At 43.9% G+C, this 18,072-nt stretch carries 16 protein-coding genes; all 16 read right to left on the bottom strand.

Features of this window, described 5'->3' with window-relative positions; translation table 11 throughout:
* Positions 1-17: 17 nt before the first annotated feature.
* Positions 18-314, bottom strand: a complete 297-nt coding sequence (trxA, locus tag LZG74_RS14010; protein WP_026628332.1) for a thioredoxin — start codon at positions 312-314, stop codon at positions 18-20.
* 68 nt (positions 315-382) lie between these two features.
* Positions 383-1,432 carry an acyltransferase gene (locus LZG74_RS14005; protein WP_233797189.1) on the bottom strand — a complete coding sequence of 350 codons (1,050 nt, stop codon included), beginning with the start codon at positions 1,430-1,432 and terminating at the stop codon, positions 383-385.
* Positions 1,433-1,496: 64 nt separating this feature from the next.
* A complete protein-coding gene (locus tag LZG74_RS14000; protein ID WP_233797188.1) occupies positions 1,497-2,828 on the bottom strand; it encodes a hypothetical protein in 1,332 nt (443 codons plus the stop codon).
* On the bottom strand, positions 2,825-3,712 hold the full coding sequence (locus tag LZG74_RS13995; RefSeq protein ID WP_233797187.1) for a glycosyltransferase family 2 protein: 888 nt from the start codon (positions 3,710-3,712) through the stop codon (positions 2,825-2,827). The genes LZG74_RS14000 and LZG74_RS13995 overlap by 4 nt, the downstream gene beginning before the upstream one ends.
* A 23-nt stretch (positions 3,713-3,735) precedes the next feature.
* Positions 3,736-4,686 (bottom strand): hypothetical protein, encoded by a 951-nt coding sequence (locus LZG74_RS13990; protein ID WP_233797186.1) that lies wholly within the window; start codon positions 4,684-4,686, stop codon positions 3,736-3,738.
* Between the two features lie 6 nt (positions 4,687-4,692).
* The gene (locus tag LZG74_RS13985; protein ID WP_233797185.1) at positions 4,693-5,451 is read right to left on the bottom strand and encodes a DUF5672 family protein; all 759 of its coding nucleotides are present in this window, start codon (positions 5,449-5,451) and stop codon (positions 4,693-4,695) included.
* Positions 5,451-6,434 (bottom strand): glycosyl transferase, encoded by a 984-nt coding sequence (locus tag LZG74_RS13980; RefSeq protein ID WP_233797184.1) that lies wholly within the window; start codon positions 6,432-6,434, stop codon positions 5,451-5,453. Before LZG74_RS13980 ends, LZG74_RS13985 begins: the two co-directional genes overlap by 1 nt.
* A complete protein-coding gene (locus tag LZG74_RS13975; RefSeq protein ID WP_026628325.1) occupies positions 6,431-7,654 on the bottom strand; it encodes a glycosyltransferase family 4 protein in 1,224 nt (407 codons plus the stop codon). Before LZG74_RS13975 ends, LZG74_RS13980 begins: the two co-directional genes overlap by 4 nt.
* 55 nt (positions 7,655-7,709) lie before the next feature.
* Positions 7,710-8,369 (bottom strand): acetyltransferase, encoded by a 660-nt coding sequence (locus tag LZG74_RS13970; protein ID WP_233797183.1) that lies wholly within the window; start codon positions 8,367-8,369, stop codon positions 7,710-7,712.
* 1 nt (position 8,370) lies between these two features.
* Positions 8,371-9,069, bottom strand: a complete 699-nt coding sequence (locus LZG74_RS13965) for a WbqC family protein (protein ID WP_233797182.1) — start codon at positions 9,067-9,069, stop codon at positions 8,371-8,373.
* A 6-nt stretch (positions 9,070-9,075) separates the two neighbouring features.
* On the bottom strand, positions 9,076-11,124 hold the full coding sequence (locus LZG74_RS13960; RefSeq protein WP_233797181.1) for a glycosyltransferase family 39 protein: 2,049 nt from the start codon (positions 11,122-11,124) through the stop codon (positions 9,076-9,078).
* A 1-nt stretch (position 11,125) separates the two neighbouring features.
* Complete coding sequence (locus tag LZG74_RS13955; RefSeq protein WP_233797180.1) at positions 11,126-12,211, bottom strand: DegT/DnrJ/EryC1/StrS aminotransferase family protein; 1,086 nt, start codon at positions 12,209-12,211, stop codon at positions 11,126-11,128.
* Complete coding sequence (locus LZG74_RS13950; protein WP_233797179.1) at positions 12,204-13,463, bottom strand: ABC transporter ATP-binding protein; 1,260 nt, start codon at positions 13,461-13,463, stop codon at positions 12,204-12,206. The genes LZG74_RS13955 and LZG74_RS13950 overlap by 8 nt, the downstream gene beginning before the upstream one ends.
* A 17-nt stretch (positions 13,464-13,480) precedes the next feature.
* Positions 13,481-14,314 (bottom strand): ABC transporter permease, encoded by an 834-nt coding sequence (locus LZG74_RS13945; protein WP_026628319.1) that lies wholly within the window; start codon positions 14,312-14,314, stop codon positions 13,481-13,483.
* Between the two features lies 1 nt (position 14,315).
* Positions 14,316-15,401: a hypothetical protein gene (locus tag LZG74_RS13940; RefSeq protein WP_233797178.1), complete on the bottom strand. Its 1,086-nt coding sequence runs from the start codon at positions 15,399-15,401 to the stop codon at positions 14,316-14,318.
* A complete protein-coding gene (locus LZG74_RS13935; protein WP_233797177.1) occupies positions 15,401-17,926 on the bottom strand; it encodes an SLBB domain-containing protein in 2,526 nt (841 codons plus the stop codon). Before LZG74_RS13935 ends, LZG74_RS13940 begins: the two co-directional genes overlap by 1 nt.
* Between the last annotated feature and the right edge of the window lie 146 nt (positions 17,927-18,072).

Below are 18,072 nucleotides of genomic sequence, written 5' to 3'. Positions count from 1 at the left end.
CGGAGTTGGGTTAATAACTAAATGTATTTCTGGATAATGGATTTCAGCTGGTCTGCCTGAACAACGCCCGATTGTCTCCACATGGGTTTGCCATGTTTGAAAACGATCAATGTAGGAACGCCCTGGATTTTGTAAGCATTAGCGGCTGATTTGTTCTTATCAACGTCCACTTTAATGATCGTTGCGGAATCGCCGAGTTCTGATTTCACCTTTTCTAAAATCGGCTTCATCATTTTACAAGGTCCGCACCATTCGGCTGAAAAATCGACTAATACAGGCTTGTTACCTTGGATAAGTTCTGAAAATGTGGCCATGATTTCTGCTTTGGTTTGTTAGAATAACCATTCAATAGCATGAAAGGTTTACCTGCCGTCATCAATTTTCATTCCAGGATTTTCTTCAAAAGTTTCCCAGCCCTTTTCTCGATAAATTCATATGTAAAGTGAGAATAAAGGATCGTCAGGGAAATAGAGGTCACTAGTGAAATGGCGATCATGCCCTCATTAACGGGCGATTTCAGTGCCCGAAAAAGCACTACATTCACGAGAATTAGTACAATGGCGTGGTTGAGATAAATGGAATAGGATATTTTACCCAAATACTGAAATGGCTCACTTTTAAGCACTTGCGTAACAACGCCTTTGGAGCTCGCGAAAATAATGATGCCGATGGCGAATATGAAAGGAAAAACAAGCTTCCATAAATTCAAATCCCAATGATGTACCAAATACATGGCAGCAATAAGGAATATCAGGAAGGGGATTTCGAACGCAGACAGGCTGAATGTTCGCTTACTAAGCAACAGATTTGTAAAGATGCCCAGCGAAAAACACAGCAATCCCCGGACAAAGCCATAGTCGTAAGCCAGCAAATATTCACCTTTTGAAATAATAAAAAGGCCCGAAAGCAAGGCGATTACGGCAAAGGAGAGGTATTTTATTTTTGGTAACAACAGAATAACCAGCCCAAATACCGCATAGGAGATCATTTCGGACGATATAGACCAGGCGGGATAATTATTGCTGACCCAGGAGCCGAAAACAGGTGCGGAACCCATGAAAGTAAGGGTGTCAAAGGCCGTATAAGCGTAATAACGCAAGCCAAGTTCGCCCACATTTTTCATCGGGCTGTTTTCGCCGATCAGACTCGCGATTATAAAAATGACCTCTGTATAAAACAGCAGCGGGAAGAGCCTTATAAATCGCTTTTTCAGGAATGTGCCACAGTCTCTGGCATTGCTGATCCTGTTCACGTAATTCATCGCAATCACGAAACCGCTTAATACAAAGAAAAAGTCAACAAAAAGGCTGGAATTGATGACAAAAAAGTTGTTGTAAAAAACCGATTCCTTGAACGCATTGTGATGGTGTGCGATTACGAGAATAGAAAAAATGCCTCTTAATCCATCTAATTGTTCAACGCGGTCTCTCATGAGCAGGGTTTCTCGTTACATGGCTATGAAAAAGCAGCATGACGATTTATTGTAAAAAAGGGAATTAGCTGGTAACCGTTGTAAGTTGGGCTGCAACCGGCCTTCTGGAAATACTGTCGAGATATTTGATTCCCAAAAAACGGATCATGACCAGGTAAGGAAACCAGAATGCAATGTCGAAAGGCCTCCCGCCGGTGAACAGCAGCACCATTAAAGACAGAAAGAAATAGGCCAGGAATGTTGTTAGCGGATTGGTATATCTCTTGATTTCGCGCATGGCGTAAATGAACAGGAAGAAATTGAATCCTGCGAAAAATACAAACCCGAAAATCCCATGACTAACCCAGGATTCAAGAAGCGGAATATCCAGGTAATCCGATTTAAAGCCCCGGCCGAGGAAAACATCCCAGGAAAAGAATGTTTCTGTAAACTCAGCAAAACCGCCTACGCGCCCCATTGCGGAAGCATCCGTATCAGCTGTATCCGTTATCCGGACCCCGGTTGAAGTAAAAATTACGTCCATAATCCTATTTTGGAACATGTCCCAATAACCCAGGAGCATATCCAGAATGTTGCCGTAGCGGATTAAAAAATACCTGAGCCCGATCAATATCAAGATAATGAAGGCCATATTCCGCAGCTTAAAGGCACTTCCTATGGCAGTAAACACATTGGAAATCTTGAAATGCAAAACAAAATAAGCGCCTATCATCAGCCCGACAGCCAGATAACTGGATTTGGCAAGTGAAATAACAATAACACCAAGGCCAAACAGGACCGAAAAGAATAGAAATAATTTCGTAATGATCCCCGGTGTCCGGTTGAGCATGACCATCCCGGTTAACATGCAAATGATGCCATTTCGGGCCGTAATGTGCGGATTTCCACCGGGTTGCGCTCCTTCGTTGGCGAAATTTACCGCAGCACGCATTCCCGGCGTCCAGTTGGGGTCCGTCAAAATGGAGTAGACAAGGGTTATATTGGTAAATAATGACATCAGAAACAGGATCATTACCAAAGTTTCCTTGACATCATTGGGAACATGCAGCAGCAGAACGAGAAAGCCGAAAATGAACACGTAGTTGCCAATATCCGCAACCGCTTTCCCCTGTTTATTAATAAAAAAGAAATAATATAATGTAAGCAGCAGGAAGCCAAGACCGAGATTAAACAATATCACATTTGGCTTGTAAAGCCTTTTGAATAGGTGCATAGGCACCATCATCGTGAGCGCCAATGAAAAGAAAATGGCGGTGAAAACGCTACTTGCCGGCCCTATACCCAGTGTATCGCGGATAAAAAATATCAGCGGAAAACCGTTGAACATCATCGCGATGCCAACGGAATATCTGAGATTATTAAAGTTTGTGGCTATGTTTAGTAGACTCCAATTCATCTGGAAAATCTGAAACGGATATATTGTAAATCTAATCGCACCGCGAAATAGAGAATTTTACGAACTCGGCACCAAAGATACCTTATTTTGTTGAGAGCTGCTGAACCGTTCGTTGAAATGTACAATTTCTGGATTTTGGCATGTTCCTCTTTTCCAACAGATGCGATCGTAGATGACTTTGCATCAGGGTGCACGCGCAATGCCCCGCCTAAGCCTTCCACTTTTCGCACTTTTGTCGATTTCTGGTATGTGTAACGCGTGATAAATTCATAGTCGAAGGCAAACCGGTAAGATTCATCGAATTTGCCGTATTTTTCTACCAATGCCCTTTTGAAAAATAGCGTTTGGTTATGAATCTGCATTCCTTCCAAAATCTGGCATTCAAAGCTGTATGACGTTGTTTTCAGGATTTCTGTCACTTCGTCATCCGGGGTGATCATATACAGGTCACCATAAATGATATCGTCTTCCTGGCTCTTGGCCGCTTTTCCAAAACGAGCAAACGTGTCCGGAAAATATACATCGTCCGAATTTTGGAAGCCAATGTAGTCTCCCGTTGCTCTTTCCAGCGCTTTGTTGATCGCGTGCACCTGCCCTCTGTCCTTTTCAGAAACCCACCAGGAAAGATATTTTTCGTATTTCCTGATCACTTCAACGCTGTGATCCGTGGAGCCTCCATCTACGATAATGTATTCGAGGTTAGGATAATTTTGGTTTAAAACACTCAGAATCGTCCTTTCCAGATAATCTGCCTGGTTGTAGGAAGGCGTAATGATGGTGAGTTTGGGATAATCCTGCTGATCAGCCGTGTTCTGAGTGCCGTTGATTTTCAGTTCAGATAGAAAACTCCGCAAGTCCTGCGTCATTTTTTTTAGGAAGTGCATATAGTCCTGGTTCGGCTGGTTAATTAAAACTGGTCAATGAATGCAGTAATTGATTTCAATTTTGCTGCAATGTTATTTCTTAAAATCCTGTTCTCCCTGATTTTTGCGGGCTTGCCAAAGCCAGGCATGCGATCGGCAGGAAGTGAATGCTTATACTTGGTCAGCGTTTTTTTGTAGTTATCAAATAACACGTGAAATGCTCTGTTTGAAGACATTAGGCCAATATGATTTGACCACACGGGATCAAAATAGTCTAGTCCTGCAAAATCAAGGGAGATTAATGGCTCTCCTTCAATGTAATAATCTCCGTTTTTGTTTTGAAGCTCGTGATTAAGGATTGAATGCAGCCCGTAATGCCAGCCCGGATGCGCAATCTGAGTTGTTTCAGGAATCCAGACCAATGTATAATTAAGCCATAATTGATCCATATTCTTGCCGTTGCAGAGATCGAACTCGGCCCGGTCGATGGTCCTTTCGGCCCACCAGCGAAGTAATTTCGTTGTTTGTTCACCAACTTTCAACATCCAGCTGCCCGAATGGAACATGCCAATGTTCAAAATCCGCTTGTCATCCAGCAACTTCGAAGGCGCAAGCGGCTTTCGAATGTTCGGGGTCAGGTGAATTTCCGAGGCATCATTTATCACTTCCCTGAACGGCTTAACCAACAGGACAGTTGGCGCCAGGAAAATAAGGTTTTTGCATTCGCTATGCAGCCGCAGCATTGCTAATGCGAACCACGGACGACAGGCTGCGAGTAATTCAAAATGATAATATTGTGCATTCATACTTTCCCAGGCTGGGATTTCTGCTTGCTCAATGGTCAGTAATTTAACGTGCGGAGGAACTTGTACGGGCACATTATCGACCCAGGCTAAGTAAAAAGTATGGTTCGGCTGGTGAAGCAGAACCGAATCCGCCAAGGCAAGCGCATGGGCAAGGTTGATTCTGTTACAAACCGTATAAATAATATTCATGTGCAATTAATCCGCTTCCGGCAATGATTTGAAATAAGGCAAATGATGAATATTTTCCTTCAAAATGCCGGTTAATGCAAAAGGTAACGTTTTGTTTGAATTGATATTGGCTGCGTCCACCGCAAAATGATCCCGAACGATGGGCGTAGGCTTCCTTAAATGTGGCCAGAAACGGTTTGCTTCCAGGTCCCAGAAAACAGAGTCGGCGTGCAGGAAATTGTCGCTGTGCCGATACGTGTAAACCTCTTTTTGCTTTGATTTAATCGTACTGATCATGCGTTCAATGCGGCAAAGATAAATCCCATTGTTGGCATATGCTTGACCAAACAGTCGTTTTTCGTCTTCTTTCAACCCGGAAATCCTGGAAACGACTCCTGCCAGCCTTTTGATATTGTCGTCTTCGAGTGGTCCGGCTTTTAAATAATCATAACCTTGTTTGCACCAGTAATAGAGCTCGTCGCGCACAACCCAGCTGTTCAGTTCGTGGATCAGCAGAAAGTCGCACCAGCTGAAACGGTCGTAAAAATCTTCCATTAGGAGCAAGCCGGCGAGGGCAGATCTGGACTGAAAGTATTTTTTTGGAAAATAAATAACGTCTATATCTTCATTGTGCTCCTTCACGATGGATAGATCGGCGCCTTCAAAAGTGATGAAAATGACCGGATATTTATCGAGCGTGTTGAGGCAGTGATGCAAAAGCCGCTCTTCTGTGGGATTGATCTGCGGATCCAGAATGGGCACAATAACGGATACAAGCTCTTTCATCAGATTGTTTCCAGCTGATCAATGACATAATTAATAGGCATTTTCAGCAATTTGCGTACCCGCTGATAGCGACGGACTCGCGTCGGCTTAATGTAAGCGCAATGAAACTGGCGATAATAAGCATTACCATTGGTCAGTAAGCTGTTACGATATAAATCGAACAATGCCGTCAGATCAGGGCGGGCGGATAATTCAAAGCGGTTTTGATATTTGGACAAAACAGCAGGCTTTTGGGGATCATAACCGCTGTAATGAAAGAAAATCAAAGGATTGGTTTCATTGACGAAGAATGTGCCTGCGGATTCCGAAAACACTCTTTCATGAAGGTTCCAGTACGCGGCATTATAGCCCGGGTTTCGTTCCAAATGTGTGTCAGGAACAAAAACGGGCAGAAAGTTCATCCAATTTTGGTCTACGAAAAGACCATTACAAAGATCAATAAGGCATTCGTAACGCAATTTTTCTTCCCACCAATTGATAAATGCTGTGATTTCGGGCGACCTGCTGAAAGCCACAAAACCCAGGTTATAAACGCCTGTATTTAAGTGGTGAAGCTCGTTGGGCGTAAGCTGGTCTTCGATGGGCGTGTTAATGTGTGGAGTCAAAACCGCTTTGTGAGCGGATAGTGACGACAGCAGCTCCGTCAATGGGTGAAATACAATAATGTCAGGATCGAAATAAATGACATTATGTGCTTCGGGATAATGTTTGAAAAAATAAGTAAAGTAGAAAGGCTTTACCGCTGTATTAAGCTCGGTAATGTTGTATCTGTCAGCCATTTCCTGAAAATCCCGGATCTCGATCTTGTCAATTTCGATCATTGGAAAATCAGTATTGTATCCTTTTTCAAAAACAACACCTTTCAGGGAATCGACCAGCCCGATGAAGAAAAGGACGTCGGGATTGGTGGATTTAAGTGAATCGCCTAATGTCCTGGCCTGCGCTAAATAATTGATGGAGCAAATTGTGAAGGCAATTGTCATTGATTTTGCTTTTCCGAAACCGGTAAGGGTAAATATTTTTGAATGATGGCTTCGACGCTCGCAACACTTTTGTCCGTATTATGCCGCTCCAATACTTTTTTCCTGCCAACGCGACCCAGCGTTTCGCGAAGTGAAGGATCGAGCGCCAATTGAATGATTGCCTCAGATGCAGCAGATATATCCATATAAGGAACTACGAATCCTGCGTCCGATTCGATCAGTTCGGGTGCGCCGCCGGCATCTTCGAAACACACCACCGGAATTTCCTGTAAAGCGGCTTCTAAAACGACAAGCGGATAGGGATCTTCCCGTGAGCTCAGCAGCAATACGTCAAACCGGTTGATATAGTCCAGCGCGCGCGGCGTTGGCGGAATGAGGATAATCCTGTCGCTCAGCCCCATAAGACGAATATCGCTTTCAATCAGTTCGTAGATTTCGTGCTGGGGACCTGCGCCAACCCATACGAAATAAACGGGCAGCGGGCTTGTTTTATGAATAACGCGCTTCGCGATCCAGTTGAAAATGTCATTTCCCTTGCGCCATTCTGCATTTCCACATCCACCGATCACAATGGCATCTTTTGGAATATTATAGGTTTTTTCAAGAATGTCGCGCTGCACAGATTGCAGTTTCCGGTCAATGTGCTCGTGATCGATCAATGTGAACGTGCTAACCTGACTTTCCGGGTAATTGTACTTTCCTATATAATAATTGGCCACTGCATGCGAAACCGCAATCAGGTGTCCGGTTTTTTTCAGCATGAAAGTCAGTTGCTTTTCATGCGAATAAAGCTTTACAGCCATGCCCAGCTCATGCACAAATGTCACAAGCGGCAAATGGTGCAGGAATTTCAGAAAGTCGCAGTAAACCGCAGAATTGGCGATTGAGTTAACAAAAACCAGCCCTATGTTCTGGTGCGAGAGCTCGGCAGCAATTCTTTCGTTAATTTTTTGGGCTGAATGCTGCTGGTAATATTTGTATAAAGGGACTTTTTTGAGCAGTTTTCCGGTAAGCGGGGTGGTCGTTACATTGATATTCTGATACAGGCGCGTAATGCTTACAACCGCCTCAAACTCTTTTTCCAGCTCTCCGCCACTGCACAGCAACAAATGCATGGGAACGCCCCGTTCTTTCAATAGCCTGAGCAGTTGCAACAGCAATAACTGGCTTCCTGCCCGATTGGCATCATGACTCACAAATAAGATTTTCTTCTGCTCCATTGCCCAGTAAATTACTGTCTCAAATTCGGTTTACCCGATTACATTCCTCTCCCGCTCAATAAGCCTCAAAACTTTTCTTGCCAGGCACTTTTTTCGCTGGGTTACCAATGTAGATACCCCATTCTTCGGTTTCACGGGTGATAGCGGAAGCCATACCTACCAAGGTTCCCTGGGCGATTGTTGTATAGTCACGAATTGTGCTGTTGACGCCAAAGAAAGAATAGGACTCCACCACGCAATGGCCCGAAAGCACTACATGGGAAGTGAAAAATACGTGGTCTTTGATCTGGCCATGGTGACCGATATGATTTCCGCTCCACATTACCACGTTATTTCCAACCGTCGTAAAAGGTTGAATGGTGTTGTCTTCCAGGATAAAGCAGTTATCGCCGATAACGCTCCTGTCGAAGATGGTGGCGTGGGAACTGATATATGAGATGAATTGGTAGCCTTTTGATTTTGCTTCGTTGTAAATCCCTTCCCTGTTCCGGTTCATATTTCTGCCGGTCATAGGGGCGAAAAACGCGTAGTCAGAAGGAGGGAAAAGGGTGGCGACATCTTCAAAGGCCACAACAGGCAGCCCTTTAAAAGATTCATCCTGAATGTATTTCCTGTGGATAGTGAAAGCGACTATTTCATGTTCTGAGTCGTGCGTCAGATAATAGTGTGCCAGTTCTGCTGTGTCGAGTATTCCAAAAACGATAACCTTAGCCATCTTAAATCAGTTCGTAAGCCTTTAAATGTTCCTTAATGTCCGCGGGGTCGTTAAACATCAGGATATCTATAATTGACAGCCAAGGTACGAAAGCATTTTTAAATTGGGGATAAGGGCTCGAAACACTTTTAATGAAGTCAAGTTTTATCCCTTCCTTTTCGAATTTTGCTTTGTCATACAATTCCATTCCTCCAATCGGATTAATGTAATGGCTGGCATTTTCCTGCTTACAGATATCCAGAATCCTATCCTGACCTTTCAAATGTGTGTTCTGGTATATCGTGGACGAGGGGACAATCTCCGTCGTGATTTCCATATACTCACAGGTTCGTTTCAGGGCCTGAAAAGTTAGTTCATATATGGTTTGAACATCTAAATTTACAATTTCTTCTATCAGAACAAAAACCTTGTGATAATTGGGGGCTTTTTGATACAATTGCTGAATGGTTTTCAGAAACTTCTTCTGCCAGGGCTCACTTCTTGAAAGTTCGACCTCATTGATCAGCTTATTCTGGCTTGCATCTTTCAGTGGAATTGTAAAAAGATGCGGCTTGGAGGACACCAACACATTATTTCTATTGATCCAGCCTTTGTTAATGAAATTCACATCATCATAAATAATGAATTTATCAACGGCGTTGATCAGCTGAAAATAGCCTATATATGGAAATATATAGGGCTGCATAATGGCGATGGTCATGGATTGCTATTTAAGCTTTCTGAGATAATAATCTTCACCCCGGACCGCCACGTTGGTGATTGTCGTATCGCTTCCTAAACGAATGTCTGTGGGCAAAGATTTGATGCGGCTGGTATCATTGATCACGCTTTTGGCATAAAACAGATAGTCAGCATCTTTCGGAATCGGTTTTAAACCTTGTTCAAACGGGTTGATAGTGACCAGCTTACGCGAAAGATCTTCGCCATAAAGCGGATATTCAAAGTCGTCATTGATCGTAGCCAAGGCAACGGTTGCGTCTTTGGGAACGATGGAATCAAATGTCTGATAAGCCTTTGTAATGTCGGGACGAGCAAATGTCTGCAATTGAATCCTATCGGTTTGAAGCGCTGATTTATAACCATAAGCCGCAATAGGCAGGCAACGGATATTCAGATAAACCGACATGACGGCCGAAACGCAGGCCAGTCCTACAACAACCATAATGTATCCTTTCCAAACATTTCTGCGTGGTTTAAGGATCGATAAACGATGGTTTGAAAACAACAGCAACAGGAAAAGGACGCCGAATAACCCTGTTTCTATAAAATATCTTCCCTTGAAAGGGTCATAAACGGCAGAGTAGGAAATGGCTGCAAAATGCAAACAAAATGCCAGCGCCAGAAACCAGTGCACCCGCGAGCGGAAAACCCGGATTAATGTTAAGAAAATCAGTGGTAATATAAGCGCAAAACCAAATACGCCCCAGTAAGGGTTCGCATTGAAATTATCAAAACGGCGTTGGAAAGAAAACGGGACGATCGCGTATTCCGTTTCTTCGTCCAGTCGCATGCGTAATTTATCTTCAAGACCGACAAGCGGTTTACGGATAAATGTATTCAAATCATATCCCCACTGCGCATTGCGGATGCCATCCAGGTTACAAAACTCATAAGTATACCGGACCACATTGCGGCTTCCCTGCTCGAAAAGATTGGGCAACGATCCAAAACGCTCCACGGACTGATGTTTCAATGCAGTAGGCGGGCCTATCGGGTGCCCGAAGACCATGATGTTTTTAATGTAACCTGTCGGGAATGTATAAACGAGCATAGCAACGAATATCGCGACGGCCAGTTTTATAAACCGGTTGAAAAACACTTTCAGGTCGGGCGCCAGGAACACCGTATAAAGCATGATCACAAAAACCGATGGCATTAACAATGCAAACGTTACTTTATGGCCAAAAACAATGCCGAATGCAAGCCCCGACAAGTACAGATATTTGGTGTTTCTTGTGCTGTAATAAGTGAAAAGGAAGTAAAGCAGGCAGCTCAGGTAAGCGGTCAGAACAATGTCTGTTTCTGTTGTTACCGCCTGCATCAGGAAGTTCAGGAACATTCCGTAAGCCAGTGCGCAGAAGAAGCTTGCCGACAAATTCCTGCCAATGCGCTGCGCAATTCCAAACACGCATACGAGCGTGATGTAGTAAGAAGTATGGTGAATCAGTTTGAATGCATTCTCAATCTTCCCGCTGATCAGATAGCTGTAAATCTGAATGGTCGTAAGGCTTTTGGGATACGTGTCCATATTCCAGTTCGTCCCTCCGAAATGTGCCATCGTGCCGCGCTGAATGTAGCGGATTGCACGATTTAAATGGCCGGTCATGCTATCCCATTCATTCGGCGCTGTAAAAAGAACGAGGATAAAGTTGGTCACTGCAATTACCGCAATGGTCCCAAACATGAAAAAGAATATCGTTTTAAGATAAACAGACAGCTCTTTGGACCACGAACGGAAAGTTTCAGTCCGGTTGGAAATAACCGAGCGAATGGAGTAGGCGGGCTGTGCCGCGAGGAGTGAATTCCAAATAAAATAGTGCAAGCCCAACGCAACAAATGTAGCGCCTATCCATGCCCAGGTTTGGGCGGTAAGATCTAATGCAGAAAGTACGAAACCTGCGGGAATGATGCTTCCAACAAACAGCATGAAACAAACGATAAGCCACTCTGCCAATGAAGGCTGGGCTATCCTTTTAGCAACAAAACTGATGCTGTATAAAAACAGCAGGAACGCAAGCCAGTAAACAAAACTCATGCTATTCTGGTGATAAATGACCATTAATGATGCGGGAAATCCGTTCGATGTCCGAATACGGAAGGCCTACATATAAAGGCAAACTTAACACTCTTAACGCGATATCTTCCGAAACCGGGCAGGCAATTTGCCTCGGCATGAAGGATAGCGTGTTTAATGAAGGATAAAAATAACGCCGCGGAATAACATCTTCCTCACGCAATGCATCCATAACGCGGAACATAACCTGCTCAGAAGGAAATACAACCGGGTAATAAGCATAATTGTATTCAATGTCCTTGCTGATGACCGGCTTATATAATACGTCCCAATTCAGCAGACTATCATAAGTATCAAAAACTTCCTTGCGGGCAGCAATAATGTCTTTAACAAGCGGAAGATTGACCAGTCCCATCGCTGCGTGGAATTCGGAATTCTTGCCATTGATCCCTGCGTAAAGATAATGTTCATCGCCCTGATGTCCGAATGCGCGCAGAAGGTGCAGTTTCTTATCAAGTTCAGGATGATTGGAAATCAATGCACCGCCTTCAATTGTATGAAAAACCTTGGTCGCATGAAAGCTGCAAGTGCTCAGATCTCCGAAGGACAGCAAAGATTTGCCTTTATATGTGACGCCAAATGCGTGAGCGGCATCATAGATCACTTTCAAATTGTGCTTTTTAGCAATCACTTCAATGGCCTCTACATCACATGGATTGCCATAAACGTGCGTTGCCAGGATTCCGGTCGTTGCAGGCGTAATGGATGCCTCGATCAGTGCCGGATTTATGTTGAATGTCTGAGAATCAATGTCAACGAAAATGGGCGTGCAATTTTCCCAAAGGATTGCATTGGATGTTGCCACGTATGAAAACGGCGTTGTGATCACCTCACCGGTGATTTCAAGCGCTTTGATCGCAATTTGAAGGACGATAGTTCCGTTTCCGCAAAAATAGAGATGGTCTATCCCCAGGTATTTTTTTAGTTCTGCTTCAAGCTCCTGAAGAACCGGTCCGTTATTGGTAAGATATCCGCGTTCCCAAATTTCCCGAACATATTGCAGATATTTCTCCTGGTCTGGTAAAAAGGTTTTAGTGACGTTAATCATTCACTACATGTTCAGTTTGGCGAATGGAAAAATTAAGTTGAGGGCGAATATATCCGGGCCATTTGCCATACCAGGTTACATTTTCACGATAATCCTCAATATCAAAAATCAAAGCTTCTTCCATGTTGTAAAGAACGGTGCTGGTGTCCTTTACGATCATCATAGAAACCACATAGGAACCATCATTCAGGAAATGGCCTGGAATCTCACACACGCCGCTTACCAATCCTTTTGAAAAAGTTTCAGCCTGTGTACCTACATTAAAAATACACTCACCTGTAAACGTATACAAATGCATGCTGAGGTTCAAGCTCGCGCCTTCTACCAAATTCCAGAATTCAAATTGAAAATTGATAGGCGTACGAACGTCAATATGGTTCAGGTCGTCCTGGTATTCAGGGAAAAGCTTAAACCTTTTCACGCGAACCTGATCATTTCCCGGCGCATTTTCAATGTTGTCCCAATGCTTTTCCAAGGTTTTATGAGAAACCTTGCTGAGGTAATTGGTAACGATATGCGTTGTTTCACCCTGATCGATCAACATTCCTTTTTCAAAATAAAAGGACTTGTTGCAGAGCGCCTGAATGGCGGTAAGGTTATGGCTCACAAAAAGCAATGTTCTTCCGCTTTCGGAAACATCACGCATCTTACCGAGACATTTTTTCTGAAATTCTGTATCACCAACCGCTAAAACTTCATCCACGATCAGGATTTCAGGATTAAGGTGCGCGGCGATCGCAAAACCAAGCCGCACATACATACCCGAGGAATATCTTTTAACAGGTGTATCCAGAAATTTTTCAACGCCAGCAAAGTCAACAATGGCGTCAAATGATTGCCGGATCTCACTTTTGGCCATGCCCAAAATGGCACCGTTCAGGAAGATGTTTTCACGGCCGGTAAGTTCCGGGTGAAAACCGGTCCCTACTTCCAGTAAGCTGGCAATACGACCGTCAATTTTGATCTGGCCTGTTGTAGGTTCTGTAATGCGGCTGAGGATTTTCAATAAGGTCGACTTACCAGCGCCGTTATGGCCAACAATACCGATGCGGTCGCCCTGATCAATGGAAAAGTTCACATCCCGCAATGCCCAAAACTCTTCTTTCTCGGCAAAGTCGGAATTATCCTGCCTGCGTGAGAACAACTTGTCAACCTTTTCGGAAACAATGTCGCGCAGGCTTGGAGAACCATTTTTACGTTGATGGTCTATAATATATTTCTTGCTGATGTTTTCAGCTACGATTACAGGCATGCCTAAAGGTAATTATTTCAGATATGATCGACGAAAGTTTTTTCTTTTTTACGGAAATAAATCAAAGACAATATCATTATCGAAAAGGAAATTATTGTTGTTGAGTAAAGACTCTGGGGATTGAAATAAGCCTTATCACCCAGTAAGCACCAGCGAAAACCATCGATGATACCAACCAGCGGATTCAAGTTATAATATTTCTCAAACCATGTGCCTTGTGCAAGCGTGCTGCTGTAAGCGACTGGCACGGCGTACATTCCAACTTGTACTAAAAATGGAATTAACTGACCGATATCCCGAAAACGTACATTTAACACCGCAAAGAACAGGCCAAAACCCAAACTTGTAATAAATGTAAGTAAAATGAAGCAAGGAAGAAATATGATGTTCCAGCTAATGGGGTGCTTAAAGAAAATCGTCATGATCAAAAATATCCCGAAAGCGATCATAAAGTCAACGAATCCAACCGCTATCGAGCTCAGTGGCATCAGTAAGCGGGGGAAGTAAACCTTGGAGACCAGATTGGAATTGATCAGAATGCTGCTGCTGATCTGCGTAAATGTATTCGCGAAAAATGTCCAGATCGTAAGACCGCTCAAAACCATCAACGGGTAAGGAACACCCGGATCGCTTTTAATTTTAGCAAGATAACTGAAAACGAAAACCATTACAGTCATCGTCATAATTGGCCTTAATACGCTCCACGCAACGCCTAGCAGGGTTTGTTTGTAACGAACGGAAATGTCTCTTTTTGATAAAATCCAGAGTAACTGTCTGTTGAGCCAGAGATCTTTCCAGTAATCCTTTTCGGATCCGCCTGCCTTTATGGTAATTGAGTGCTGAGATGCCATTTTATTGCTTTACTACTACTACTGTTGGAGTTGCAAATACCGTTCTGAAATAGATAAAGATCAGCGCGAGCATTACGCCCACCAACGCGCCTATTTTTGCATTCCTTTTGTCTTCTGCTTTGATATCTAAAGGCACTTTAATGCCTTCAATTTCTGTAAATAACGGTGCTTCACGAACCATTGTAACACGCATTTTTTCAGCGCTTCCCATCGCTTCATAGTAAAGCGTTTGAAGGAAGGACGACTTTCTTTCCATGCTGTTGGCCGAAATCTTCGCTTCCGGCAGCATGATCTGCGCGCTGTAATCCAATTGTCGTGCAAGCTTGTGTTCGGCGATGCCCAATACAGCTGCCAGGGAATCGGCGCGGTGTTGAAGGAGGTTTAATGTTTTACGCGATTTTTGCGTTTGGTTTTCCGTGTACATTTCTTCCACAGTTTCCAGAAGCTTAGTCACCCAAAGTCCGGCCAGCGTGCCGTTTTCCATGCTGGTTGACAGTGAGATGAAAGAGGATTTCCGATCGAGCGAAGCAATTTCGGTTGAACCTGCTGCCTTGATAACCAGCTCGTTCAAAATTCTCCTTGACCTCATATCCAGCTTCTTAACATCACGGCTGGTGAAATGGAAGTTGTGATTTTGCGGAATTTCTTCCCATTCCTTTTTCTTGATCCCGCTTGAATCAATGAAGAAGTTTGCCAGGATCATTTTTTGACCGTTCACTTCTACTTCCTTCATCAGGTTTCTTTCCAGAACCGGGCGGGATTTTACGAAATAGAAGAAGTTTTCACCGGTAAAGATGTTAGCATCAGGTGCATTTCCCAGCCCCAATAACCCAGCCATATCGCCGAAACCCGACGATTGCTGGCCTGTACCGAGATTAAAAACTACCTCAGCTTCGTACATGTTCGGTTTATCAATGAATGTATCCAGAGCATATCCAATCCCAAAACCAAGGAGAGGCAATAGCACCAGCATTTTCCAGTTACGGAGAATCGCTGTTTTTACGACCAGAACTTTTTCGATAACCTCTTTCGGGGTCAACTCATCTTCTGGCACTTGTTGTTGCGGATGTAGTGTCGTTGTTGACATTAGTTGATTGATCGGAAAGCCAAGACTGCTAGAATTAAACTCATTACGGAACCTAAGATACCCGTTGCGGTCTGGAGTGCCTGCTGCGGATTCAATGCAGGAGCAGCTCTCAGCGGAACGAAAATTTCGGAGCCAGGTTCAACTTTCGGGTATACATTGAAGAACAGGAATCTCCGTGTTCTGTCGACATTTCCATTTGGATATTTGATATAAGAGCTTTTTTTCAATGACTGTGTCGTGAATCCACCCGACTGTGAAATGTAGTCCAAAAACGCCATTCCTTTGCCATATTTGACTGTTGTCGGGTAAAGGACAGAACCATTAACCTGAACTGTTTCCAAACGCTTCGGTATCCGGATAATGTCACCTTCCTGAACGATAAGGTCTTCAAACGACCCGGGGCTTTTCAGGATGTTTTTCAACTTAATCCCGATTGACTCTTCTTTTACGTTCGGAACATCACCGATAATCGTCCCTGATTTAATGCTTTTTTCAGTTTGTTCCGCCTGATCAAAGTCCGTTGGCTCGTCCAGTTCTCTTACCAAGGTTCTTCTCAGCAGCGTCGCGCCTTCGGGATATGCCAGTTCGGTTAAGCCGCCTGCTCTTTTGATAACATCACTGATCTTATCGTTCTTATTAACAATGGTATAAGGACCTGCAATAAGCACTTCACCTTCCACGAACACGCTTTGTTGCTCCACGTAATTCGGGGATTTGCGCACCGTAACCTGGTCAAAAGGCATCAATGTAAAGTTGCTTCCTTTGCTGTTAAGTGAAAGGTCGCGGTCTACATCAAATTTAAAAACTTCTGAAATCTGTGCGTTTGCGGCTCCTGCGATGCTGTTTCTTTTTCTTCTGATAACTTCAATCTCCGAAGTATAAGCTGATTCTTTAAGGCCTCCTGCTTGCACCAGCAGATCTTCCAGCGTCATGTTCACGGTATAAGGGAACTTGCCTTCGTTTTCACCGATTTTCGTGTTATTGACTTCGCCGTTAACACTTACGTAAGCCGTTTCAGCCATGTCAAATTTGGAGGGAACAATAACCCTGTCCAGCCTGGTCAGGATCAGGTCAGGCGTGACATTGTTTAAAATATCCGTATAGTTGATAGAAATGCTTTCTAAAACCAGATCCTGGCGTGTTCTCAAAACGCTTACACGTCCCACGAACGCATCTTCTCGCAAGCCCTGCGCATTCTCGATCAGCTGCTTTAATGACGGGCTGTTGTCCAAAGCGTAATCGCCAGGACGCATTACCGCACCTTCAACCGTTACAATGTTCTCAAACCGGTCTAACACGGTTTCAACATTAACCGAGTCACCTGTTACGATTTCAAAAGATTCATAATTGGTCTCCGCAACATCCAAGATCTTGCGTTCTTTTGAAGTGATCCTTTGTACTTTAAGTCTTGCGCGGTAGGCTTTATCATTAAAACCACCTGAATAACGAAGCATATCGCCTAGCTTCTCTTCCGGTTTCAATTCGTAAATGCCGGGACGCTTCACCATTCCTGCGATCTCAGCTCTCTTCAAATAGTAACCAACAACAACATTATCGTTATCCTGAACCCTGATATCACCGTCGATCTTACCGTTAACAAGGTAATCGTAGATGTCAATATGCGATATAACCTTACCGGCACGCACGACACGAACATCACGGAAAGATCCAATTTCGTTCGGGCCGCCAGCCTGATAAAGGGCATTGAATGCAGACGATAATGAGGACACCTGATAGGTTCCCGGATTGATCACTTCCCCTGTTACAAAGACCTTTACTGTGCGTACATCGCCCAGGGTTACCATCAATTTGGTGCGTGCTGTTTCGCCGCCGCTGCCAATGAGGCCAGGCGTGAACTTAGAGAACTTATCAATTAATATCTTGCGGACCTCTTCTATTGTACGGCCGGCCACATATACGTTACCAACCCGCAGCAGCGAAATGAAGCCGTCCTTGGTAACAGTAACCTCGTAAGTGCTTTCTGCGTAGTTGTAAATGAAGATTTTAAGCTCATCGCCAGGGCCAACAATGTAGTTTGTAGGCGTTGCGATCTGCAAATTTGGAATAGGATCAAGACTTTTATTGGCAAAAAGCGAATATCCGTAGATCTTCTGACGAAATGCTTCCTTTTCTGCATCCACAGGCGGAAGTTTGGCAGATGTGGAGTCGTTTAACTTACCCTGATTTCCAGCATCCTGGTTCTGTCCGTTCTGACCGCCGAGGACTTTTCCCTGGTTATCACGTTGAATGTTAGCCTTTTGCTGATTTGCCTGCTGTTGCTGCTGATTGCTCAGGCCAGACTGATTTCCTTGCTGGTTTCCTGCATTGCCTTGATTCGCTGCATTGCCCGCATTACCAGTTGTTCCGCGTGGCGTCCCGGTCGTGCTGCTGCCTTGTGGTATACCGGTCGGAGCGGTAGGGAAGGATTGAGGGATTACCTGGGACAGGGATGGTAAGGAAATTAATAAACAGAGGAGATAAGGAAGTATACTTTTATAACTTTTTGCCAATTTGAATCTGTTCATATGAAGTAATATTGTACTATTGAAATGCCTGCAATTCATTAAAACTCTGTATAAGACTAGTGTTTTTGAATTTTGGATATGAGCATATTTAATATTTGGACGTGTATAACATGGCAAAGTAAATTAGATTTTTCCTATTTTTAAAG

Origin of the sequence: Dyadobacter sp. CY327 (genome assembly GCF_021390415.1) — a bacterium.
Classification (GTDB): Bacteria; Bacteroidota; Bacteroidia; order Cytophagales; family Spirosomataceae; genus Dyadobacter; species Dyadobacter chenhuakuii.
This window is presented reverse-complemented; position numbering and strand designations above follow the sequence as displayed.

What these genes read in the sequence shown, in the direction of transcription:
- LZG74_RS13940 (WP_233797178.1), bottom strand. Translation starts at nt 15,401, where the DNA reads ATGTCAACAACGACACTACATCCGCAACAACAAGTGCCAGAAGATGAG.
- LZG74_RS13970 (WP_233797183.1), bottom strand. Translation starts at nt 8,369, where the DNA reads ATGGCTAAGGTTATCGTTTTTGGAATACTCGACACAGCAGAACTGGCA.
- LZG74_RS13985 (WP_233797185.1), bottom strand. Translation starts at nt 5,451, where the DNA reads ATGAAAGAGCTTGTATCCGTTATTGTGCCCATTCTGGATCCGCAGATC.
- LZG74_RS13950 (WP_233797179.1), bottom strand. Translation starts at nt 13,463, where the DNA reads ATGCCTGTAATCGTAGCTGAAAACATCAGCAAGAAATATATTATAGAC.
- LZG74_RS13995 (WP_233797187.1), bottom strand. Translation starts at nt 3,712, where the DNA reads ATGCACTTCCTAAAAAAAATGACGCAGGACTTGCGGAGTTTTCTATCT.
- LZG74_RS13975 (WP_026628325.1), bottom strand. Translation starts at nt 7,654, where the DNA reads ATGGAGCAGAAGAAAATCTTATTTGTGAGTCATGATGCCAATCGGGCA.
- LZG74_RS13935 (WP_233797177.1), bottom strand. Translation starts at nt 17,926, where the DNA reads ATGAACAGATTCAAATTGGCAAAAAGTTATAAAAGTATACTTCCTTAT.
- LZG74_RS13955 (WP_233797180.1), bottom strand. Translation starts at nt 12,211, where the DNA reads ATGATTAACGTCACTAAAACCTTTTTACCAGACCAGGAGAAATATCTG.
- LZG74_RS13965 (WP_233797182.1), bottom strand. Translation starts at nt 9,069, where the DNA reads ATGACCATCGCCATTATGCAGCCCTATATATTTCCATATATAGGCTAT.
- LZG74_RS13990 (WP_233797186.1), bottom strand. Translation starts at nt 4,686, where the DNA reads ATGAATATTATTTATACGGTTTGTAACAGAATCAACCTTGCCCATGCG.
- LZG74_RS13945 (WP_026628319.1), bottom strand. Translation starts at nt 14,314, where the DNA reads ATGGCATCTCAGCACTCAATTACCATAAAGGCAGGCGGATCCGAAAAG.
- trxA (WP_026628332.1), bottom strand. Translation starts at nt 314, where the DNA reads ATGGCCACATTTTCAGAACTTATCCAAGGTAACAAGCCTGTATTAGTC.
- LZG74_RS14000 (WP_233797188.1), bottom strand. Translation starts at nt 2,828, where the DNA reads ATGAATTGGAGTCTACTAAACATAGCCACAAACTTTAATAATCTCAGA.
- LZG74_RS14005 (WP_233797189.1), bottom strand. Translation starts at nt 1,432, where the DNA reads ATGAGAGACCGCGTTGAACAATTAGATGGATTAAGAGGCATTTTTTCT.
- LZG74_RS13980 (WP_233797184.1), bottom strand. Translation starts at nt 6,434, where the DNA reads ATGACAATTGCCTTCACAATTTGCTCCATCAATTATTTAGCGCAGGCC.
- LZG74_RS13960 (WP_233797181.1), bottom strand. Translation starts at nt 11,124, where the DNA reads ATGAGTTTTGTTTACTGGCTTGCGTTCCTGCTGTTTTTATACAGCATC.